The following is a 21,611-nucleotide window of genomic DNA, read 5'->3' as shown; positions in this document are numbered from 1 at the left end:
CCGGACCTCACGCTCACAGGTAGTCGTCCGGAGCGAACCACCGAACGCCGGCCCGATGGCTGATGAGCTGGCCGCGGAGTGCGAGGTCCGCGCGGGCGAACGCCACGGCGAGAGCGGATGCCCACGCCCGGTCGGCCGCGTTGGCCTCCTCCCCGAGCGGCCGCTCCCAGACCACGATGACGCCCGAGGCGCCGCGCGCCTGCATCACGTCGGAGACGACCTCCGCGACCATGGGCGCCTCGTCGCCGGGCTCGGTCGGATAGTCGTCGATCGGCATCACCATCGGCAGTTGGAGGTCCGCCGCATCGAGGAAGAGGAACCACAGCCGGCGCCCCAGCGCGCGGCCGACCAGCGACCCGACGCGTTCGAGAACCGCGGCGTCATCGGACAGGGGAATCGTGGCCGCTTCGGCGGCGGAGATCATCGTCATGCCACCAGGCTGGCGGTGGCAGACGATCAGTGCCGACCGCTGGACCTGGATTGTGGGAACACAGGCGGGTGCCTCCCCTCGGGAGGAAGGGAGGCACCCGGGGAGTCGAGCGGGTTCAGCGCCCTCCGTCGATCCGACGGTGCCGCTGCCGCACGCCCGGCTCACCGTACGGATACGGCTCGACACGCGGTGCACTCGCCTCATCGAGCGCAACAAGCTGTGCCTCGGTCAGTTCGAGGTCCACCGCACCGAGGTTGTCCCGCAACTGGTCGACGGTGCGAGCACCGAGAATCACGCTCGTCACCGCGGGACGCGAGAGCAGCCACGCCAAAGCCACCTGCGACGCCGAAGCGTCGTACACGCCGGCGATCTCCTGCACCGTGTCGAGGATGCGCCACGTGCGCGGGTCATCGTTCCGCGCCCGCCAGGCCTCCATGCCGCGCTCCGGATCCTCGCCCAGACGCGTCGCGCCCGACGGCGCGACATCGCGCTGGTACTTGCCGCTCAGCCAGCCGCCGCCCAACGGCGACCAGGGCAGCAGGCCGACGCCCGCATCCAGCGCCGCAGGCACGATCTCGTGCTCGATGCCGCGCACGATGAGGTTGTACTGCGGCTGCAGCGTGACAGGCTCGGCCCAGCCGTGCGCCCGCGCGACGTGCACGGCCTTGGTGAGCTGCCATCCGGTGAAGTTGGAGAAGCCGTAATACAGGATCTTCCCCGCGGAGATTGCATCGTTCAGGAAACGAACGGTCTCCTCGATCGGAGTGAGGGCATCCCACGCGTGCATCTGGTACAGGTCGATCGTCTCGACGCCGAGCCGCTGCAGCGATGCGTCGAGCGCTCGGGACAGGTGCCTCCTGGACAGTCCAAGGTCGTTCGGCCCCTCGCCCATCGGGAATCGGCCCTTGGTCGCGATGACGACCTGGTCGGCCTCGGTGGGATGCGCGGCGAGCCACCTGCCGACGATTTCTTCCGAGACGCCGTGGGTGTAGACATCCGCGGTGTCGATGAACGTGCCGCCGGCCGCGACGAACGCGTCGATGATGGCGTGCGATGCCTGTTCGTCGGCCTCGTGGCCGAAGGTCATGGCGCCCAGCGTGAGCGCCGAGACGGCGGTTCCGCTGCTTCCGAGTGTGCGGTACTGCATGTTCCTCCTTGATACGGGATTTCGGATGTCGCTCACGCCGCTTCGACGCCGCGCAAGGTTCGCTCGATGCGGTCGAACACGTCGGGTGCCAGTGAGCCGAAGCCCGCAGCGCCGACCAGGTCGTCCACCTGGCTCGTGTTGCGGAATCCTGGGATCGGCACGGCCCGGTCCGACCGGGCCCAGATCCACGCGAGTGCGCCCTGCACCAGTGACCGGCCGTCCGAGGTGAGCTCGGTGCGCACGGATTCCAGTGCCGCGAGGTACTCGGCGCTCGGGGTGCCCTTCACGAACCACTTCATCCATTCCGGCTGGTGGGTGCGCACGTCGTCGGCGCCCGCGACCGGTCGGTTCGCCGAGTACCGGCCGCCGAGCAGCCCCATCGCGAGAGGTGAACGGCAGAGAATGCCGAGATCGGCGCTCTCGCACAACTCGACCATCGCGGGGTTGTCATCGAGCACGTTGAGCTCGATCTGCATGGCCGTGCAGTGCTCTCCTGCCAGAAACGGCCTGGCGAGTGCGGGATCGTCGGTGCTGACGCCGTACCAGGCGATGCTGCCGTCGTGCACGAGCGTCTCGAGAACGGCCAGCACGTCGTCCGCCTGTGCAGGGGTGACGTCCGGGGTGTGCAGCTGGAAGAGGTCGATCCTGTCGCGACCGAGCCGCGACAACGACGCTTCTGCGGCCGAGCGCACGTGCTCAGGCGACACGTCCACGCCCGTCAGCTGGCGCGTCGACTCGTCGATGACGTTCCCGAACTTGGTGGCGATCAGCACGTCGGGATGGGCCGCGAGCACCGGGCGGAGCGCACGCTCGGCGTGTCCGGCGCCGTAGGCGTCCGCCGTGTCGACCAGCGTCACGCCGGCGTCGAGTCCGCGCTCGAGCGCCTGGACGGTCTCGCGCTCGTCGATGCCCGAGTAGCCCAGCTTGAGGTCGCCCGCGGCCATGTCGCCGCCGAGCGGCCACGTGCCAAGGCCCATGGCGCTCACCTCGAGGCCGGAGCGCCCCAAACGTCGGGTGGGGAATGCGGTCATCGCGTGATCCCCTCGTAGAAGCTGATCTTGCGTTCGATGTAGTGCAGCGCCTCCTGCTGCCGGCGCAGGTCCTCGATCACGCGCTCACGGTGAGCGCAGAGCATCTCAAGGCGAGCACGGGCTGTTCCGTCGCCCTCCCTCGCGAGCTCGACGAATTCGCGGATGGCGCGGATCGGCATGGCTGTCTGACGCAGGCACTTGATGACGTCGATCGACTCGAGATCGTCGTCGGAATAGGCGCGGCGACCACTGGCATCCCTGCCGACGGGTGACAGGATGTCGGCGCGCTCCCAATAGCGGAGCGTCTCGGCCGAGACGCCGAAGTTCGCGGCGGCCTGCGAGGGAGTCATCGTCGTCATGTCACCATGGTGACCCCCGGAGCGCGCTCCGGGTCAAGTCGGCGACGGCGCACGGCGCCGCGGAAACGTCACGTGCGACGACGCCGAGTCCGTCGAACGTCCGAGATCCTCCTCGAATGCCCGCGAAGACTCAGGCCACGAGGTCCTCGTCAACGGCGTTGGCCGCAACGGGGAATTCGAGCACCTCGGATGCCCGCGCCTCGCGTCGCCACTGCGCCCATCCGTATCCGGCGAGTGCGCCGGCCGCCGCCGAGACGACCGCTGCCGCCCACGACTCGCTGGACATGGCCAGCCCGAGCGAGACGACGGCACCGGCGAGCACGACCCACCAGCCGGTGACAAGTCCTCGGGCGAGGGCGCCGAGCTGCACGAACAGGGCGGCCATGACGACCGCTCCGCCCCACGACACGGCGTCTTCCGTCTGTGCGGTCAGCGCGTAGGCGACGACCACGGTCGCGATGGCGAAGAGCACGACGCCGTACGCCATCTCCCTGCCGGTCGCGAACCGCACGATCATCGCCTGCACGCGACGATGCCGCCAGCCGTATGCGCAGAGCACGGCGACCACGACGCGGATGCCGGCATCCACCCAGCGTCCATCGGTCAGCGCCAGGGCGGCGAGCACGAGCGCGGCGATCGCTCCGACGGACCACACCCAGCGCGCGCCGCGCGCCGCCGCGCCCTCGCACACGAGGAAGGCCAGTGCGCCGAGCACCGAGGAAAGGGAGATCGCCTCCGAGCCGAGTGTCACGAACGGTTGGTTCAGCCAGTCGAGCACCGCGAACATGGGGGCCTTTCTCGACGGGATGCTGGGGGCTCCACCATTGTGCCGCGATCGAGGGTCAGCTGAACGGTTCGAGGGCGCCACCCGTGAAGTCCTGAGGGAATCGTTATGCAGGCGAGACTCTCCGCGAGCACAACCCTCCCGGCACGACCCTCCACGGGGCGTGATTCCACACTGACCGGATGTCCAACCGGCAACACGTCGCACGGCGCGACCCATGGCACGCCGCTTCCGTGACGCTTGGCAGGCATCGCCCGCACGCGTTCGACACCCTGCGACACGCATCGCGTGGGCGATTCGCACGTGTCGTGTGCCCGTCGTACCCTTGTCGCACATCGGTCGCCCGCCCGGCGTCCGAACCGGCCGTAGCGAGGGGAGGCCCCAGGAATGAACGCACACCGCGGACATCCGATGAGTCTCGAAGTGCTGCGCCAGGAGGCCAGGGACGAGCTCGCCGCCGTGATCGAGTTCCGGTGCCGGCTCGGCGACGATCCGTGGGATTTCCTCCCTGATCTTCCGTCCGTCGACGAACAGGTCGTGCTGACCCTCCGCGAAGAGACGATCGAGGCGCACGACCTCGGCGAGGCCCGCTCGCGTGCCTACCATCCGGCGTCGCCGGCCAGCGAGCGCGAGCGGTTCGAATATCAGCTGCTGCGTCGCGTCGCGCTCGACCATCCGGAGCTCACTCCCGCCGTGTGGGGCATGCTCGGCCGGCTCAACGCGGCCTGACCGCGCTGTCGTTCGGCACTCCTCAGATCGCGAAAGCCCGGGGCAGTTCGCACCGGAACGCCGTGCAGAGGTACTCGGTTGGCGCGCCGTTCAGCGCGGCACGCGACTCGAACAGCCCGAACCCCTCGGCAGCGAGGACGGATGCCGCACCCTCCGTCACGGCGACACCCACGGCATCGACCCCGAGCGCCTGCGTCCTCCGTGCCGTTGCCGTGCGCAGCGCGGCGAACGGCACCGACTCCATCGGAACCGGCTCTTCCGGCCCGGACTCGCCGGATGCCGATCGGTCGGCACCGTCCACCGGCAGGATCACGACCAGCTGCCGGAGATCGTCGCCCAGCGCGGTCGCGACGCGGAGGATCCCGCCGAACGCGATCGGCGAAGCCACGGCACGCCGTCCGACGGCGGCGACCGCCGAACGGGCCGCCGCGTCGTAGCGGGCATCGTCCGTCAAGGCGTAGAGCATCCGTGCAGCGTCCGCGAGGGAGGACACCCCTCCGGGGTATGCGCCCTCTGACGGATCCGCATCCGCCACGATTCGGTGCGTCGACAGCACGGAATCGCCGCCGCCCGGCACGGAGAACGCGCGCTCCTGCGAGCCGTGCGACGCGTCCATGGTCGCGTCGACCAGGGTGCGGGCCGCAACGGCGAAGCGCGGCTCCCCCGTTGCGAGGAACACGTCGAGCAGGCCGCGCGCGAACAGACCGTAGTCCTCGAGAGCCGCGCTCGCCGGCGAGAGACGGCCGTCCAGACTCGCGCGCACGAGCATCCGTCCGCCGTCCGAGGTGTGTTCTGCCAGCAGCGAGTCCGCGACCTCCGCCGCGGCCCTGATCCAGTCTGCACGGCCGAGCAGCGCTCCGGCGTTGGCCAGGGCGCCGATGGCGAGACCGTTCCAGCCGGTCAGCACCTTCCGGTCCAGCCCGGGAAGAGGCTGGCCAGCTCGTTCGTCCGCATCCAGCTGGTAGTACGCACCCTCGCGCCGCACCCCGTCGACGTCGCTCTCCGAGTCCTGTGCCGACGCGAATCCGCCGCTTGCACGCATCGTGCCGAGGAGGAACCCGGCGATGCCGTCTGCGACGGCGGCGAAGTCCGGCCGGTCGCCTGCGCCGCCTTCGCTCGCGGCGGCATCCCCACCGCCGGGAGCACTCGCCGTGGCGCCGTCCGTTTCCGTGTCGTCGACCGCGGCATCCGCGTACAGCCGCAGCAGGCCTGCGTTGTCGTACAGCATGCGCTCGTAGTGCGGCACTCCCCAGTCGCGGCGCGTGCCGTAGCGGAAGAACCCGCCGTCGATCGGATCCCGCAGGGCTGAGGCGGCCATCCGCTCCAGCGTGTGCCTGGCCGCCCAGTCGCCGACCGGAACTCCGCTGCCGAGCAGGAATCCGAGCACGGGCACCACAGGGAACTTCGGCCCCGAGTAGTCGGGCGGGTTGCCGAACCCGCCGAACTCGGGATCCTCCGCCGCGGCCAGCGCGGTCGCTGCGGCCTCCAACTGCCGCACGGACGGAACGGATGCCGCACCCGACCCGTCAGCGGAGCTCGCGTCATCCGCACGCAGCGCCTCGACGGCCGAGGCGACGCGGGATGCGGTGTCGGCGACGTCCGCGCGGCGGTGGGTCCAGGCATCCGTCACCGCATCGAGGATCTGCGCGAACGACGGCATGCCGGCTCGCGGCTCCGGCGGAAAGTAGGTGCCGGCGAAGAACGCCTGACCGTCGGGCGTCGCGAACACGCTGAGCGGCCAGCCGAGGTCCCTCGTGAAGGCGGCTGCCGAGGCGAGGTAGGCGGCGTCGACGTCCGGATGCTCCTCGCGGTCGATCTTGACCGGCACGAACTGCGCGTTCAGGCGCTGTGCGAGGGCCGGGTCGCTGAACGTCTCGCGCGCCATGACGTGGCACCAGTGGCACGTCGCGTAGCCGATCGAGATGAAGAGCGGAACGTCCCGCTCACGTGCCTCGGCGAACGCCTCCTCGCCCCACGGATGCCAGTCCACCGGATTGTCGGCGTGCGACAACAGGTAGGGGCTGACGGCATCGGCGAGACGGTTGGGCATGTCTCGACTGTAGGAGTTCAGACCGCGCGCGGCTCGAGGAAGTAGGAGTCGAGGCAGCGCGGAGCCGACCCCCGCAGCCATTCGGCCTCTGCCGCGGTGTTGCTCGGGATGAGCTGTCGATAGGCGATCGCCTCGTCGAGGCCGTCGCGGGGGTCCGCACCGCAGGTCTCCAGAAAGGCATCGACGAAGAGCGCACGGAACGGCTCGATCCGCTCCGCGATGTCGACCGGAGCCTCCAGCTCCGCACCAAGCGTGAGGAGCACGGTGATCGCCGTGTCCACTGCCGCGGTTCCCGCACCCACGTCAGTCCAGTCGATGACGACGGGTCCGCGTTCGCTGAGGATGACGTTCTGCGGATGCAGATCCCGATGCACGATCACCAGACGGTCTCTGTGCTCGGCCTCGAGTCCGCCGTCGGCCCTGCGTGCGGCATCCGTCTGGGATCTCTCCACAGTCCCCGCCTGCCCTGCAGGGTCGTCTCGCAGCCACGCCGGCGCGACCAATCGATGCAGCCGCTCGTGGAGCTCGCCGAGCAGGCGTCCGTAGCGTCGGTATTGGCCGGGTTCGTGCAGCAGCTCTTCGAAGAGCGTTCCGCCGTCGACGCGCTCCATCACGAGATCGGTGCCGTCCGCGTCGAACACGTGAGGGACCGGAAACCCGTGCTCCTCGAGGTACAGCATCACGCGCGCCTCGAGGCCGGCATCGATGTCCGATCGGTAACGGCGAAGCACCCGTCCGCGTTCCAGGTCGTAGACGTCGGCGCTGCGGCCCCGCGCGATGAGCTCCATACGCCGAGCCTACGGCGCACGACGAATCCGGTCGGCGACCCACGCGTCGGGCCCCGCGACCGTTGCGGCGGAATCGTCCGCTTCGCACTGCCTCGACCGATCGCCGCGTTTCGGCGCGCAACCGGACACTTCGCCTCGCTGCCCCCTCGTCAGCCGACCTGCAGCGGATGACCTCCGCGACGTCCTTCCTCCGCCTTGTCGAGTGCGGCGATGGCGTCGAGGTCGGCCGGCGTGAGCTCGAAGTCGAAGATGTCGAGGTTCTCGGCCATCCGTTCGCGGTGATTCGACTTGGGGATGGCGATGTTCCCGTCCTGCATGTGCCAGCGCAGCACGACCTGCGCGACCGTCTTGCCATGCGCATCCGCGATGCGTCGCAGTTCGGGAGCCTCGCTCAGCGAGCCACCCCCGAGCGGATACCACGCCTCGGTCGCGATGCCGTGCTCGGCGTGGAACGCCTTGAGCTCGCGCTGCTGGAACTCCACGTGCAGCTCCACCTGATTCACCGCCGGGGTGACGCCGGTCTCGGCGATGATGCGTTCGAGGTGCTCGATCCGGAAGTTCGATACGCCGATGGAGCGGGCCCGGCCGCTCTCGGCGATCGCGATGAGCGACTTCCACACGCTCGGATAGATGCCCTTGGCCGGCACCGGCCAGTGGACCAGGTACAGGTCCACGGCCTCGAGGCCGAGCGCATCGAGGCTGGCCTGAAACGCGTCATCCGGGTGTTCCTGGTCGCCGTTGGCGAGCTTCGTGGTGATCCAGAGGTCGTCGCGGTCGACGCCGGATGCGCGCACCGCCTCGCCGACGCCGGCCTCGTTTCGGTAGCCTGCGGCCGTGTCGATGTGGCGGTAGCCGACTTCGAGCGCGGTGCCGGCGATCTCTGCCGTGTGATCGGGATCCACGCGGAACACGCCGAACCCGAGCTGCGGGATGGCGGTGCCGTTGTTCAGGGTGATGGTGGGAACGTTCGTCTCCGACATGGATGCAACGCTACCGAGCGTGCCGAGAACGTTCACGCTTCGTCGCGGGATGACTCGTCGACCGATGCACGGTGTTCGGCGGAGGGCTCGGTATCCGTCGGGCGCGGGCTGCCGATGAAGGCGGCCGTGAAGTGGAAGACGCGATCGGGGTCGTCCTGACGCGCGGAGAGCCGATCGATCCCGTGCCGGCGCCAGCGCTCGAGCACCTCGATCACCTCCTCCGCCATGCGCCGCGACTCGTCTCTGGTGAGCATCGCCGCGCCGAGATAGAGGGCGCGGGTCGCTTTCGGCGCCCGCGGGATGCTCTCGTCGAGCATCCCGCGCAGCCAGTCGAGCCGCTCAGCCGCGAACGGGTCGGCGGCAATGGCACCGTCGCCGCCGGCTTCGCCCGGCAGGTACAGGCCCTCGGGATGTGTCTGGCGCCACACTCTGTCTCGGGCGTCCCTGGCGTGCTCCGGCGATTCCTCGATCAGTCCCGCCTTGGCCAGTACACGAAGGTGGAAGCTCAGCGAGTTCGCCGGTTCGCCGATGATGTCCGCAAGGTCGGCGGCTCGTGCGTGACCGCGCGCTCCCAGCTCCCACATGATCCGCTGTCGCATCGGATGCGTCAACGCCCGCAGCATGACGGGGTCGGTGACGGTGAACGACTGCAGCGCGCCGATCTCGTCCCGGCCGTCCTCCGTGTCGGGCTTCGACCCGGTCTCGTCCGATGTGCTCACGGTGCGATCCTCACACGTCCGAGCCTAGTCGTCCTGCAATTCTCATTGCGCAATATCTCTTGCGCACTATCGCTTGTGCATTTAGTGTGGCTCCCATGCCCGACCGAAACCGACGGATGCCGACTGCAACCGACACGACCACAGGGGCCAGTGCAGCCGGTCGGGCTGCCGCCGAGACGACCGACACGCTCCAGATGGCCGTGCCTGCCAGTGCAGCAACCGATCGCCGCACGACGTCGCTGTGGGGCAACGTCCCCTATCTGCTGTTGATGACGGGCAAGACCGGCCAGCTCATCGGCACGGGCGTCGCGACGTTCGCGGTCCCCCTCATCGCGTTCGCGGTGACGTCGTCCGTCTTCCTCGCCGGCCTCATCACCGCCGTCGCCGAAATCGGACTCCTGGTCGCGATGCTTCCGGCCGGCGCGCTCGCCGACCGGGTGAACCGCAAACGCCTCATCGTGATCGGTGCCGTCATCGGGGCCGCGCTGTGGGCATCCCTCGCCATGACGGATGCCGCAGGCGCGCTCACCGGATGGCAGCTCGCGATCACGCTCGGAGCGGCATCCGCCGTCACGGCGTTCTACGGACCGGCGGAGTCCGCATCGATCCGGTACGTCGTGCCGTCCGAGCAGCTGGGATCGGCGATGGCGGCGATGCAGGGCCGCAGTGCGGCAGCATCCCTCGCGGCGGCACCGCTCGGCGGACTGCTGTACGGCCTCTCCCGCTCGCTGCCCTTCGTCGCCGGCATCCTGGGCTACCTGGTGGCGGGCGTCACGGCGCTGGCCGTCCGCACTCCCCTGAACGACCCGCCGTCGCCTGAGCGCGAGAACGGGGCGGGATCCATCGCCGAAGGCATCCGCTTCGTGCTGGGCGTGCCGTTCCTCCGTCTGGGCGTTGTAGTCTTCGCGGCGATCAACCTGGCGTTCGACGGCGTCGTCGTCGGCGTGAACCTGCACCTCGTGGCCACGCACACGGCACCGCTCGCCATCGCGATGGTCGACGTGGCCGTTGGCATCACGATGCTCGTCGGATCCGTGCTGGCGCCGACGCTCGTGAAGCGATTCCGCACCGGATGGCTCACCGTGGCGTGCCTGCTCCCCTCCGGTCTCGGGGCGGTCGGCATGGCCATGACCGACAGCTACACCGGCTTCATCGTGTGGTCGTGCGTGATGTCCGCCCTCATCCCCACCGTCAACGCGGGCCTCCTCGGCTACGCCGCGGCGATCACGCCGCAGTCGCTCCAGGCGCGGATGAGCTCGGTCGTCATGATCTCCTCGCTCGCCGTCGCACCGATCGCTCCGGTGATCGCGGGCTGGGCGTTGCCGACGCTCGGCGTGCCGTTCACACTGTGCGCCTTCGGCGGGCTGCTGCTGGCCAGCACGGTCGCCCTCGGAGCCGCGCGTTCCGTGCGGCGCATCGGACGTCCTGACACGTGGGAGGCGGACGCCATCGTCCCTTCCGCTGCTTGAGCGCCACCGCTGGTTGAGCCACTCGAAACCAGCCCGTATCGGGTTAAGACCGGCTCAACCAGTGAGGGCCGTCACACGTCGTAGACGCGGATGAGTTCGCGCTTGAGCACCTTGCCGCTCGGGCCGAGCGGGAGGGTCTCCACGATCTCCAGACGCCGCGGGAACTTGTAGGCGGCGACCCGCTCCTTGGCGTGCTCGATGAGCTCCTCCGGCGTCGCCGTCGCACCCGGCATGAGCGTCACTGCCGCCATGATCTCCTGACCGTGGGTCTCGTGCGAGACACCGAACACCGCCACCATCGAGACGGCGGGATGCGCGGCCAGCACCTCCTCCACCTCGCGCGGGTAGACGTTGTAGCCGTTGCGCACGATCATGTCCTTCTTGCGGTCAACGATCGTGACGTAGTCGTCGTCGCTCTTGGTGCCGAGGTCGCCGGTGCGGAACCATCCGTCGACGACCGCTTCTGCCGTCGCCTCCGGCAGGTGCAGGTATCCCTTCATGAGGTTGTGTCCTCGCACCACGATCTCGCCGAGCTCGCCCCGCGGGAGCAGGGCGATGCGGTCGTCGACGTCGGCATCCGCGATCTCGACCTCGACCCCCCAGAGCGGCTGGCCGACGGTTCCGGCACGCGTCGGCTTGCCCACCACGTTGAACGTCGCGACGGGCGAGGTCTCGGTGAGGCCGTATCCCTCGTGGATGTTCACCCCGTACACCTCCTCGAAGCGCTCGATCACGGCGAGCGGCAGCGCGGAACCACCCGAGAGGCCGTACTTCAGCGGCGGGCGCTCCGGATTCGCCTTCGCCGCCTCCAGCAGTGCGATGTACATGGTCGGAACGCCGGTCATGATCGTGCACTTGTGCTTGTTGAGCAGCTCCAGTGCCGTCGCACCGTCGAACTTCGGCACGAGCACGACCGTGGCGCCGGCGCGGAATCCGACGTTCATGACACACACCTGGCCGAAGGTGTGGAAGAGGGGCAGACATCCCAGCACACGGTCGTCCACGGAGAGGTCGAAGGCGTCGGTCAGCAGCGAACTGGTCTGCTCGACGATGGCGAAGTGGCATCCCTCCGCACCCTTCGGCTTGCCTGTGGTGCCGCTCGTGTACAGGATCGTCGCCGTGTCGAACGGATTCATCGGCTCGTAGCCGTCGACGGGCTGGGCGACGGATGCCTCGTCCTCCAGCCGCGGGAACGGCAGCGACGCCTTCATCTCGTCGGGCACGAGCACGCTGAGCACGTCGACGCCGGCCTGTGCCGCACCCTTGGCCCCTTCGCCAAGCAGCGGAGCGGCGCAGATCAGCGCGGTCGCACCCGAGTCCTTGAGCACATACGCGATCTCGTCCGCCTTGAGGAGCGCGTGCACGGGGACGACGACGCCGCCGAGCGCGAGGATCGCGAAGTACACGCGCGGAAAGTCCGGCACGTTCGGGATGAGCACCGCAACAGGGGTTCCGCGGCCGACCCCGCGGGCCCCCAGCGCGCCGGCGTAGCGTCGCGTCTCCCACCACAACTGGGCGTAGGTGATCTCCTGGTCGCCGAAGATCACGGCGATCCGGTCGGGATTCTGACGGGCCGCCTCGGCAAGGATCGAAGCGACCGAGATGGTCGCGAATCCGGTGGGCTGGGAGCCCCGTCCGTCGGGAGCGGAAACGGGTTCGGCGTTCAGGACGTCAGTCATGGCGTGCTCCTTGTCGTCATTGACATGGAAAAGTGGGTCGCCCGCCCAGGTCAGCGGGGTTGCAAGAAACCTACACTCTGTCCCGCTGTTCGCACGCCCCCAGTCCCGGTGGAGTTCGGTTCACGGCAGCCCGGCGAGGCGCAACAGCGCGGCGGCCGCCGCACCGACGATCACCACGACGAGGAACGGCGCCTTGAAGAGCAGCGCGATCAACGCGGCGACGAGCGATCCGATCCTCGAGTCGAAGACCAGCTGCTGTCCGGACGCGAGCGTGTTGATCACCGTGAGGGATGCCAGCAGACCGATCGTCAGCGTGCCGGCGATGCGCGTCATCCGCTTGTTCTTCAGCCACTTCGCCGGCACGAGGTAGCCGACGAGCTTGGTGAGGAACGCGACCACGCCCGCGGCGAGGATGTAGAGCCAGGTGGTCACGGCATCCGTCCTTCCTCTGCGGGGTCCACGAAGTCGGGCTCGAGCCCCTCATCGGCCGAGCCGACGCCGACGAAGCCCCACACTGCGGCGACCACCGCAGCAACGAGCACGGGGATTCCCGGCGGCACGAACGGGATGACGACCACCGTCACCACGGCGCACGCGACAGCGATGGCGACGGGCTCGCGCGCCTTGAGCCGCGGCCAGAGCAGGCCGAGGAAGGCCGCGACCGCTGCACCGTCGAGGCCCCACGCCTTCGGGTCGCCGATGGCATTGCCGAGGAGGGAACCGACGGCGGTGAACACATTCCACAACAGGAATATGCCGATTCCGGTGACCCAGAACGCTCGCTTCTGCTCTGCCGGCTCCGTCTGCGCACTGGCCGTGGCCATCGATTCATCGATGGTGACCTGGGCGGCACCGAGGCGCAGCCACCCCTTGGGCTGCAGCAGCGCGTTCAGCTGCATGCCGTAGACGGCATTGCGGATGCCGAGCAGCGCGGCCGACCCGAGCGCGGCGCCTCCGCTCCCGCCGCCGGCCAGGACACCGATGAACGCGAACTGCGAGCCGCCGGAGAACAGCAGCAGGCTGAGCACCTGGGTCTGCCAGAAGTCGAGGCCGGATGCCACTCCCAGAGCACCGAACGAGACGCCGTACAGTCCTGTCGCGATGGCCACGGATGCTCCGGTGCGCGCCGCAGGAGAGTGCCAGAGTTTCACGCCGACAGTCTGCCAGCGCACACGGCTGCGGTGGCCGCGCAGGCAGAGCGCCATACCGCTGTCCGTTCCCCACCCGTCGCCGCAACCGCGCCAGGTGCACACTCGTACGCCGTCCTCGGTGGCGCTGCAGTGCGCACCTGGCGCACCAGCCGTCGAACCGGCGAGGCCGGCACGGCGATCGGCGCACGAATAGAATGGAGGGCTCATGTCTTCCGTGCCGCCTGCCGAATCGTTTGCGACTGCTGTTGCAGGCATCCCCGCCATCCACTTCCCGCCCGAGCTGCCCGTCAGCGAGCGTCGGGAGGAGATCGCGCGCGCCATCGAGGCGAACCAGGTCGTGATCGTCGCCGGTGAGACCGGATCCGGCAAGACGACCCAGCTGCCGAAGATCTGCCTGCAGCTCGGGCGGGAGTCGATCGGACACACGCAGCCTCGCCGCATCGCAGCGCGGGCCATCGCCGAGCGCGTCGCCGAGGAGCTGGGCGATGAGGTCGGTGGCCTCGTCGGCTACAAGGTGCGGTTCACCGACGAGGTGTCGAAGGCGACGCGCATCAAGGTGATGACCGATGGCATCCTGCTCAACGAGATCCACCGCGACCGCGACCTCAACGCGTACGACACGATCATCATCGACGAGGCACACGAGCGCAGCCTCACCATCGACTTCCTGCTCGGCTACCTCAAACGGCTGCTGCCGAGGCGCCCCGACCTCAAGGTCATCGTCACGAGTGCGACCATCGACCCGGAGAGCTTCGCGAAGCACTTCGCGGATGCCGCAGGCAACCCCGCCCCGGTGGTCGAGGTCTCCGGACGCACCTACCCGGTCGAGGTGCGGTACCGCCCGCTCGTCGCCGAAGACGAGGGCGGCGACGATGTGGATGCCTCGCCGTCGGTTGATAGGGACTATCTGACCGGCATCACGGAGGCTCTCGACGAGCTCGCCCGCGAAAAGGCTGGCGACGTGCTCGTGTTCCTCTCCGGCGAGACGGAGATCCGGGATGCCGAAGACGCCATCCGCGGGCACCTCACGCGTCGTGGCGAGGCTGCGCACACCCAGGTTCTCCCGCTGTACGGACGCCTGTCATCCGCCGATCAGCATCGAGTCTTCGGGCCGGTGCCCGCCGGCATCCGTCGTCGGATCGTGCTCTCCACGAACGTGGCGGAGACGAGCCTGACGGTGCCGGGCATCCGCTATGTGATCGACGCGGGAACGGCGCGCATCTCTCGGTACTCCACGCGGGCGAAGGTGCAGCGGCTGCCGATCGAGGCCATTTCGCAGGCATCCGCGAAGCAGCGTTCAGGACGTTCCGGGCGCACGAGCGACGGCATCGCGATCCGGCTGTACTCCGAGGACGACTTCGAGAAGCGGCCGGAGTTCACGGAGCCGGAGATCCTCCGCACGAACCTGGCCGCCGTCATCCTCCAGATGATCTCGCTCGGGCTCGGCGACATCGAGGCGTTTCCGTTCCTCACCCCGCCGGACTCGCGAGGCGTCAAAGACGGCCTCGACCTGCTGGCCGAACTGGGCGCTCTTCGGACCGAACCGAGCGAGCACAGCTCGCTCGGCGCCGGCGACTCGACGGCGAGCATCAGGTTGACGAAGACCGGCCGCACGCTGGCCAGGCTGCCCATCGATCCGCGCTTCGGACGGATGCTCGTCGAGGCCGGCCGCCAGGGCGTGGTGCGCGAGGTGATGGTCATCGTCGCGGGGCTGACCATCCAGGATCCGCGGGAGCGCCCGCTCGAGCGCCGCGCGCAGGCGGATCAGCAGCACGCCCGCTTCACGGACCCCACGAGCGACTTCCTCACGCTGCTCAACCTCTGGAACCATCTCGAGCAGAAGCAGAAGGAGCTCGGATCCAGCGCGTTCCGCCGCCTCTGCAAGGCCGAGTACCTCAACTACCTGCGCATCCGCGAGTGGCAGGACCTGTACCGGCAGCTGCGCCGCACGGCCAAGCCTCTCGCGCTGATTCCCGGCGACGCGAAGGTCGACGGGGACGCCATCCACAGGTCGCTGCTGTCCGGACTGCTCTCCCACATCGGGCTCCGCGACGCGCAGAAGAAGGACTACGTCGGCGCCCGCAACCAGCGCTTTCTGGTCTTTCCGGGATCCGTGCTCGCAAAGAAGCAGCCGCAGGCCGTGATGAGCGCGGAGCTCGTGGAGACGAGCCGGCTGTTCGCGCGCATGAACGCGGCCATCGACCCGGCGTGGGCGGAGCCGCTTGCCGGTGACCTCGTGCGGCGCAGCTACAGCGAGCCGCACTGGGAGAAGCGCCAGGGGTCCGCCGTGGTCTACGAGAAGGTCACACTGTTCGGCGTGCCGATCGTGCCTCGGCGGCGAGCGCAGCTCAGCCGCATCGACGCGCCGCTCGCCCGTGAGCTGTTCATCCGACACGCCTTGGTGGAGGGCGACTGGCCGACGGATGCCGCCGCACGCGGCCGGGACCACGCCTTCGACTTCCAGCGTGCGAACGCCAAGCTGCGCACCGAGCTCGAGAGGGTGGAGGAGCGCACGAGACGACGCGACATCCTGCTCGACGATGAGGCGATGGTGTCGTTCTTCGAGCGACGGATACCCGCAGACGTCACGGACACGCGCTCGTTCGAGGCGTGGTGGCGGCAGGAGCGCCGCACGAACTCTCGCCTGCTGACCATGCGCCGCGAAGACCTCGTCGACGACGTCGAGGAGGCGAAGGTCGACGAGGACGCCTTCCCTCCCGTCTGGCAACAGGGAGACCAGCGCCTCGCACTCAGCTACCGGTTCGAGCCGGGCGAGGCCGACGACGGCGTGACCGTGCAGGTGCCGCTCGCGTTGCTCCCTCGCCTCAGCCCCGTCGGATTCGACGCCCAGGTGCCAGGGCTTCGCACGGAGCTCATCACGGCGCTGATCCGCACGCTGCCGAAGGCGCTGCGCCGATCCGTCGTCCCGGCGGCCGACTGGGCCGCACGGATCGCGACGGAGCTGCCGGACGGCATCGGATCAGGCGCGGGCTCGAGCGGAGCATCCGACACCACACGCGGCACAGCGGGCACGGCGAAGCCTTCCGCGGAGCCTGAGCCGTTCACCGCGATCCTGTCGCGCACCATCCGCCGGCTCACCGGGACGCCCGTTGATCCGACCGACTTCGACGTCGAACGCGTTCCACCGCACCTCCGTGTGACGTTCCGCGTCGTCGATGAGCGCTCCAAGGTCGTCGCGGCGGGCAAGGACGTCGCGGAGCTTCAGCGCAAGCTGGCGCCGAAGGTGCGGGAGTCGGTGGCCAAGGCATCAGTGCGGCGACGGGATCCGATTGAGCGCACCGGCCTCACCACCTGGGACTTCGACGAGCTGCCGCGCTTCGTCGACACCGAGCAGGGCGGACGCGGAACGGGGATGCCACGCAGCGTCATCCGCGGATACCCCACGCTCGTCGCGGAGAAGGACGGCGTCGCGATCCGGGTCGTCGGCACGCAGCAGGAGCAAGAGCGGTCGCTGCCCGACGGAGTGCGAGCTCTGCTGCTGAACGACATCCCCTCGCCCACCGGATACGTGCAGGGGCACCTCACCGGCGCCGAGAAGCTGGCGCTGGCGGCGAGCCCGTATCCGTCGACGAAGGCGCTCTTCGACGATTGCCTCGCGGCCGTGGTCGACGCCACGCTGTTCGATACCGCACCCGGCGGACTCGTGTTCACGCGGGCGCAGTTCGAAGGCATCCGGGACCGTGTGTCGGCCACCGTGATGGATGCGCTCTTCGACACCGTCTCCCTCGTCGCGCGCATCCTCACGGAGCACCGCGCCGCGGAGAAAGCCATCTCGGCGACGTCGTCGATGGCGCTCCTCGGCGCCCTCACGGATGCCAAGACGCAGCTCGCCGGGCTCGTGTTCCCCGGATTCGTCTCCCGCACCGGTCTCGTGCAGCTGCGGCACCTTCCGCGCTATCTGCAGGCGCTGACGTGGCGCATCCAGCGGCTCCCCGACAACCCGGGACGCGATCGCGTGTGGATGACCGAGGTGCAGACGGCGCTGACGCGCTTCACGGATGCCGGCGGCAGCATCCCGCTCCCTCCGCACGCGAAGGCCTCGCTGGTACACGCCCGCTGGATGATCGAGGAGCTCCGCGTCGGCCTCTTCGCCCAGCACCTGGGCACGGCGGAGACGGTCTCGCTGCAGCGCATCCAGAAGGTGCTCGCCGCCTGACCACTCCCCCGAGCGTGCCCGTTCCTCCTCCCGACGGTGCCCGTTCCTCCTCCCGACGGTGCCCCTTCCACCTCCCGAAGGTGCCCGTTCCACCGCCCGACTGTGCCCCTTCCACCTCCCGACGGTGCCCGTTCCACCTCCCGACGGTGCCCCTTCCACCTCCCGACGGTGCCCCTTACTCCGCTCGCGAGACCTCTCGGTTCTTTCTCCGCATGACAGCGCGGTCACCGTGGCGCGACGGCGTCTCTGGCCCGCCCCAGTCTGATGCCCAGCCCGGGAGCCGCGTCTGCCGGCAGCTGATCGATCGCGAACCAACGCACATCCAGACTCTCGTCGCTGACCGAGATCGAGGTCTCGGGGTCGACGATTGCGGCGAAGCCGACGTCCCAGTGAGCGGCACACGCGAATCCGCCGTGGAGTTCGTGGCGCTCGAGATCCACGATCCGTTCCGATGCGAGCACCAGGTCGTCGATGCCCGACTCCTCGCGTGCTTCCCGTTGCGCCGCTGATGCGATGGTTGCGTCATCCGCTTCGAGGTGGCCGCCGAACTGCACCCAGAAGCCACCCTTGCGGTGGAAGCACAGCAGTGTGCGGGTCCGGTCGGGTGAGAACACGAAGCAGGATGCCGTGAGGTGCTCCGGTCCTCCGTCTCGGCTGAGCGCTGCGTCGCCGCGCGCCGACGCGAAGTCGACGAAGGCGTCCCTGGTTTCTGTCGGAGGGGCCGCGCCAAGCCGCGCGAGGGCGTCGTCGAGGATCATCCCGCCATTCTGCCGGGGCGGGCTGCCGCACCCTCTCCTCGCTTCATGCACAACGAGGTTCGATCCTCGAACAAGGTGAATGCTCCGCTCATGGGTGACGACGACCCCGATCTCATGACGACGGCGGCTCGAGCCACGTGGAGGGTGACCACCGGGTGGTGATTCGGGACGCCGAGCCCGCGGATGCCGCAGCCATCGCCCGCGTCCACGTGGAGAGCTGGCGCGAGACGTACTCCGGGGCGCTCGCCGAGACGTTCTTCTCGGAGGAGTGGTATCTCCGAGAGCGGGCACCCCGGGAGGTGGAACGGGCACCCTCGAGTGGTGGAACGCGCACCTTCGCGAGGAGAAATAGGCACCCTCGGGAAGAGAGACGCGCACTTTCGGGGGGAGGAACGGGCACCCTCGGGAGGGGCGCTTGGGCGCTCGGTTCGCTGGTATCCCACAGGCTGGGTACCCTTGACAGCGATGACGAACGGTGCCCCCTCGAATCACCCGCTTGACGACGTCCAGGCGCGTGCGCTGCGCAGCGGCGACGTGCCGGAAGCGTTGCGCTCCGACGTGCGCTTCCTCGGCGAACTGCTCGGCCGTGTGCTGATCGAATCCGGCGGGCAGGACCTGCTCGACGATGTCGAGAAGCTGCGCGCGCTCACGATCGACGCCTACGAACGCAAGGGCGAAGCATCCATCGAGGATGCCGAAGCCCTCGTCGAGAGCTTCAGCCTGCAACGCGCGGAGCAGGTGGCGCGTGCGTTCACGTGCTACTTCCACCTCGTGAACCTCGCCGAGGAGCGACACCGCGTGCGCGTGCTGCTCGCCCGCGACCCGTGGGCGACCGATGGTCACCGTCCCGCCGAGTCCTTCGCCGCCGCGTTCGCTGCGGTCAGCGCAGAGCTGGGCGACGAGGAGGCAAGAGATCGCGTCGAGAACCTCGAGTTCCGGCCCGTGCTCACCGCGCACCCGACGGAGGCGCGTCGTCGCGCGATCGCGTACAGCATCCGCCGCATCAGCGACCTCGTCGCCGAGCACGACGATCCTCGCCTCGGCACTCTCGCTCAGGCGGAGAACGAGCGCCAGCTGCTCGCCGGGATCGACACGCTGTGGCGCACCGCTCCGCTGCGCTCCACCCGTCCCACCCCGCTCGACGAGGTGCGCACGGCGATGAACATCTTCGACCAGACGCTGTTCCAGGTGATACCGCAGGTCTACCGCCTCATCGACGAGCGCCTTGCCGGACCGGATGCCTCCCCCCGCCGCCCAGAAGCCCGCGCGTTCGTGCGCTTCGGCTCCTGGATCGGTGCCGACCGCGACGGCAACCCCTTCGTGACCGCCAAGGTGACGCGCAAGGCCGCGGCGATCGCATCCGAACACGTGCTGCTGGGCCTGGAGCGCGCCACGGATCGGATCGGCCGCACCCTCACCCTCGATGCAGGCGACACCCCGCCCAGCCAGGAGCTGCAGGATCTGTGGCGCCGTCAGCGCGCCCTCGCGGAGGATCTCACGGCCGACGTCGCCACCCGCTCCCCCAACGAGCCACACCGACGCGTGCTGCTGGTCGCCGCCGAACGTATCCAGGCCACGCGGCGTCGCAACGCCGATCTCGCCTACGAGAACCCGGATGCCCTCCTCGACGACCTGAGGATCGTGCAGCGCTCGCTCGCCGAGGCCGGTGACCTGCGCAACGCGTACGGCGAGGTGCAGCACCTCATCTGGCAGGTCGAGACATTCGGATTCCACCTCGCCGAGCTCGAGGTGCGCCAGCACTCGAAGGTGCACCGCCAGACGCTCGAGGCCATCGCCGCCGGAGCTCACGGCGACGACGACCTGGACGAGATGAGCGCCGAGGTCCTCGACGTGTTCCGCGTCATCGCGCACCTGCAGAGCCGATACGGAGTGGATGCCGCCCGGCGCTACATCATCTCGTTCACGCAGTCCGCCGACGACATCGCGAACGTGTTCCGGCTGGCAGAGCACGCGCTCGGATCCGCCGAGGCGGCTCCAGTGCTCGACGTCATCCCGCTGTTCGAGACGTTCGACGACCTGAACAACTCGACCGAGATCCTCGATCTGATGATCACCCTGCCCGAGGTGCAGAAGCGGCTGGCGCAGACCGGCCGTCGCCTCGAGGTGATGCTCGGCTACTCCGACTCCTCGAAGGATGTCGGCCCCGTCTCCGCGACGCTCGCGCTCTACGACGCACAGGCCCGCATCGCGCAGTGGGCGCAGCGCAACGACATCGTGCTCACGCTCTTCCACGGACGCGGAGGCGCACTCGGACGTGGAGGCGGACCCGCCAACGAGGCTGTCCTCGCGCAGCCGCCGGGATCCGTCGACGGCCGGTTCAAGCTCACCGAGCAGGGCGAGGTCATCTTCGCCCAGTACGGAGACCCGGTCATCGCCGTTCGCCACCTGGAGCAGATCGCGGCTGCCACGCTGATGGCATCCGTCCCCTCCATCGGAGAGCGGAACGCGAACGCCGCCCACGAGTTCGCACCGCTCGCCGCCCAGCTCGACAAGGTGAGCCGCGAGCGCTTCTACGAGCTGGTGCGCGCCGACGGCTTCGCACCCTGGTTCGGCCGCGTCACGCCGCAGGAGGAGATCGGCCTGCTTGCCCTCGGATCCCGTCCGGCACGCCGCGGCCTCTCCCTCGAGTCCCTCGAAGACCTCCGTGCCATCCCCTGGGTCTTCGCCTGGACGCAGGCCCGCATCAACCTCACCGGATGGTTCGGCCTCGGATCCGCGCTCGCCGCCGTCGGCGACGAGAATCTCCTGCGGGATGCCTACGACCGGTGGCCGCTCTTCCGCACCATGATCGAGAACGTCGAGATGTCGCTCGCGAAGACCGACGAGCGTCTCGCCCGCCGCTATCTCGCGCTCGGCGATCGCGACGAGCTGGCCCAGCTGGTGCTCGACGAGATGGCGCTGACGCGCGAATGGGCGCTCAAGACGAGTGGTGCATCCGAACTCGTGGCCAGCCGCCCCGTGCTGAGCCGCGCGGTTCGCCTGCGCAGCCCGTACGTGGACGCCCTGTCGCTGCTGCAGCTGCGCGCGCTGCGAGCGCTGCGCTCCGACGCGGATGCCTCGACCATCGACGAGACGCAGCAAGACGAGCTGCGTCGCCTGCTCCTGCTCAGCGTCAATGGGGTCGCGGCCGGCCTGCAGAACACGGCCTGAACTGTGTTGTCTTGCGCGCCACTCCCCGCGCGCCGCGCCGCAGTCGGCACCCTGCACGGCCGCGTTCGGCGGCGTACACGCCGCCGCCTCGTGGAGCGTGTCGCGCCCCGGAGACACTGACTTGTCACGAACTCCTCCTCAGCATGAAGGGCGCCGCGGCGGAGTCCGGAAAGGGCTCCGCTCCCAGCT

At 69.2% G+C, this 21,611-nt stretch carries 17 protein-coding genes; 4 read left to right on the top strand and 13 right to left on the bottom strand.

Translation table 11 applies throughout. The features are described from left to right. Positions 1-13 precede the first annotated feature (13 nt). From ACX9R5_RS08755 to ACX9R5_RS08735, 5 genes are all read right to left on the bottom strand, one after another. Positions 14-430 carry a hypothetical protein gene (locus ACX9R5_RS08755; RefSeq protein WP_459408594.1) on the bottom strand — a complete coding sequence of 139 codons (417 nt, stop codon included), beginning with the start codon at positions 428-430 and terminating at the stop codon, positions 14-16. A gap of 115 nt (positions 431-545) precedes the next feature. After that, positions 546-1,577, bottom strand: a complete 1,032-nt coding sequence (locus tag ACX9R5_RS08750; RefSeq protein ID WP_459408593.1) for an aldo/keto reductase — start codon at positions 1,575-1,577, stop codon at positions 546-548. A gap of 32 nt (positions 1,578-1,609) precedes the next feature. Then, entirely contained in the window at positions 1,610-2,608 is a 999-nt protein-coding gene (locus ACX9R5_RS08745; protein WP_459408592.1) for an aldo/keto reductase, read from the bottom strand. After that, positions 2,605-2,967, bottom strand: coding sequence for a MerR family transcriptional regulator (locus tag ACX9R5_RS08740; protein ID WP_459408591.1), 363 nt, complete (start codon positions 2,965-2,967; stop codon positions 2,605-2,607). Before ACX9R5_RS08740 ends, ACX9R5_RS08745 begins: the two co-directional genes overlap by 4 nt. A 130-nt stretch (positions 2,968-3,097) precedes the next feature. Then, complete coding sequence (locus ACX9R5_RS08735) at positions 3,098-3,754, bottom strand: nicotinamide mononucleotide transporter (protein WP_459408590.1); 657 nt, start codon at positions 3,752-3,754, stop codon at positions 3,098-3,100. Positions 3,755-4,162: 408 nt separating this feature from the next. Between ACX9R5_RS08735 and ACX9R5_RS08730 the strand changes: the two genes are divergently transcribed. Continuing rightward, the gene (locus ACX9R5_RS08730) at positions 4,163-4,480 is read left to right on the top strand and encodes a hypothetical protein (protein WP_459408589.1); all 318 of its coding nucleotides are present in this window, start codon (positions 4,163-4,165) and stop codon (positions 4,478-4,480) included. 22 nt (positions 4,481-4,502) lie between these two features. Here the strand turns inward: ACX9R5_RS08730 and ACX9R5_RS08725 are convergent, their stop codons facing one another. From ACX9R5_RS08725 to ACX9R5_RS08710, 4 genes are all read right to left on the bottom strand, one after another. Further along, positions 4,503-6,530, bottom strand: a complete 2,028-nt coding sequence (locus ACX9R5_RS08725; protein ID WP_459408588.1) for a thioredoxin domain-containing protein — start codon at positions 6,528-6,530, stop codon at positions 4,503-4,505. A 17-nt stretch (positions 6,531-6,547) separates the two neighbouring features. Beyond that, positions 6,548-7,318 carry a phosphotransferase family protein gene (locus ACX9R5_RS08720; protein ID WP_459408587.1) on the bottom strand — a complete coding sequence of 257 codons (771 nt, stop codon included), beginning with the start codon at positions 7,316-7,318 and terminating at the stop codon, positions 6,548-6,550. 149 nt (positions 7,319-7,467) lie between these two features. Then, a complete protein-coding gene (locus tag ACX9R5_RS08715; protein WP_459408586.1) occupies positions 7,468-8,298 on the bottom strand; it encodes an aldo/keto reductase in 831 nt (276 codons plus the stop codon). A 32-nt stretch (positions 8,299-8,330) separates the two neighbouring features. After that, the gene (locus ACX9R5_RS08710; RefSeq protein ID WP_459408585.1) at positions 8,331-9,017 is read right to left on the bottom strand and encodes a winged helix-turn-helix domain-containing protein; all 687 of its coding nucleotides are present in this window, start codon (positions 9,015-9,017) and stop codon (positions 8,331-8,333) included. Between the two features lie 95 nt (positions 9,018-9,112). Here ACX9R5_RS08710 and ACX9R5_RS08705 point away from each other — a divergent pair, with 95 nt between their 5' ends. Next, positions 9,113-10,486: an MFS transporter gene (locus ACX9R5_RS08705; RefSeq protein ID WP_459408584.1), complete on the top strand. Its 1,374-nt coding sequence runs from the start codon at positions 9,113-9,115 to the stop codon at positions 10,484-10,486. A 71-nt stretch (positions 10,487-10,557) separates the two neighbouring features. Here ACX9R5_RS08705 and ACX9R5_RS08700 read toward each other — a convergent pair whose 3' ends face one another. From ACX9R5_RS08700 to ACX9R5_RS08690, 3 genes are all read right to left on the bottom strand, one after another. Continuing rightward, a complete protein-coding gene (locus ACX9R5_RS08700) occupies positions 10,558-12,165 on the bottom strand; it encodes a long-chain-fatty-acid--CoA ligase (RefSeq protein WP_459408583.1) in 1,608 nt (535 codons plus the stop codon). Positions 12,166-12,285: 120 nt separating this feature from the next. Then, on the bottom strand, positions 12,286-12,597 hold the full coding sequence (locus ACX9R5_RS08695; protein ID WP_459408582.1) for an AzlD domain-containing protein: 312 nt from the start codon (positions 12,595-12,597) through the stop codon (positions 12,286-12,288). Beyond that, positions 12,594-13,316: an AzlC family ABC transporter permease gene (locus ACX9R5_RS08690; protein ID WP_459408581.1), complete on the bottom strand. Its 723-nt coding sequence runs from the start codon at positions 13,314-13,316 to the stop codon at positions 12,594-12,596. The genes ACX9R5_RS08695 and ACX9R5_RS08690 overlap by 4 nt, the downstream gene beginning before the upstream one ends. 205 nt (positions 13,317-13,521) lie before the next feature. On the opposite strand from ACX9R5_RS08690, the gene hrpA reads away from it, so the two are divergent. Next, positions 13,522-17,493 (top strand): ATP-dependent RNA helicase HrpA, encoded by a 3,972-nt coding sequence (gene hrpA, locus ACX9R5_RS08685; protein WP_459408580.1) that lies wholly within the window; start codon positions 13,522-13,524, stop codon positions 17,491-17,493. A gap of 224 nt (positions 17,494-17,717) precedes the next feature. Here hrpA and ACX9R5_RS08680 read toward each other — a convergent pair whose 3' ends face one another. Further along, positions 17,718-18,251: an NUDIX hydrolase gene (locus ACX9R5_RS08680; protein ID WP_459409055.1), complete on the bottom strand. Its 534-nt coding sequence runs from the start codon at positions 18,249-18,251 to the stop codon at positions 17,718-17,720. A gap of 534 nt (positions 18,252-18,785) precedes the next feature. Between ACX9R5_RS08680 and ACX9R5_RS08675 the strand changes: the two genes are divergently transcribed. Continuing rightward, a complete protein-coding gene (locus ACX9R5_RS08675; RefSeq protein WP_459408579.1) occupies positions 18,786-21,422 on the top strand; it encodes a phosphoenolpyruvate carboxylase in 2,637 nt (878 codons plus the stop codon). Positions 21,423-21,611 lie beyond the last annotated feature (189 nt).

This window comes from Rathayibacter sp. CAU 1779, from assembly GCF_054551755.1.
The sequence above is the reverse complement of the archived record's forward strand: the minus strand, read 5'-3'. Positions and strand labels throughout refer to the sequence as shown.

Excerpts from the sequence above, each read along its gene's own strand:
- hrpA (WP_459408580.1), top strand. The coding sequence starts at position 13,522 with ATGTCTTCCGTGCCGCCTGCCGAATCGTTTGCGACTGCTGTTGCAGGC.
- ACX9R5_RS08735 (WP_459408590.1), bottom strand. The coding sequence starts at position 3,754 with ATGTTCGCGGTGCTCGACTGGCTGAACCAACCGTTCGTGACACTCGGC.
- ACX9R5_RS08730 (WP_459408589.1), top strand. The coding sequence starts at position 4,163 with ATGAGTCTCGAAGTGCTGCGCCAGGAGGCCAGGGACGAGCTCGCCGCC.
- ACX9R5_RS08725 (WP_459408588.1), bottom strand. The coding sequence starts at position 6,530 with ATGCCCAACCGTCTCGCCGATGCCGTCAGCCCCTACCTGTTGTCGCAC.
- ACX9R5_RS08715 (WP_459408586.1), bottom strand. The coding sequence starts at position 8,298 with ATGTCGGAGACGAACGTTCCCACCATCACCCTGAACAACGGCACCGCC.
- ACX9R5_RS08680 (WP_459409055.1), bottom strand. The coding sequence starts at position 18,251 with ATGATCCTCGACGACGCCCTCGCGCGGCTTGGCGCGGCCCCTCCGACA.
- ACX9R5_RS08720 (WP_459408587.1), bottom strand. The coding sequence starts at position 7,318 with ATGGAGCTCATCGCGCGGGGCCGCAGCGCCGACGTCTACGACCTGGAA.
- ACX9R5_RS08755 (WP_459408594.1), bottom strand. The coding sequence starts at position 430 with ATGACGATGATCTCCGCCGCCGAAGCGGCCACGATTCCCCTGTCCGAT.
- ACX9R5_RS08705 (WP_459408584.1), top strand. The coding sequence starts at position 9,113 with ATGCCCGACCGAAACCGACGGATGCCGACTGCAACCGACACGACCACA.
- ACX9R5_RS08750 (WP_459408593.1), bottom strand. The coding sequence starts at position 1,577 with ATGCAGTACCGCACACTCGGAAGCAGCGGAACCGCCGTCTCGGCGCTC.
- ACX9R5_RS08745 (WP_459408592.1), bottom strand. The coding sequence starts at position 2,608 with ATGACCGCATTCCCCACCCGACGTTTGGGGCGCTCCGGCCTCGAGGTG.
- ACX9R5_RS08740 (WP_459408591.1), bottom strand. The coding sequence starts at position 2,967 with ATGACGACGATGACTCCCTCGCAGGCCGCCGCGAACTTCGGCGTCTCG.
- ACX9R5_RS08700 (WP_459408583.1), bottom strand. The coding sequence starts at position 12,165 with ATGACTGACGTCCTGAACGCCGAACCCGTTTCCGCTCCCGACGGACGG.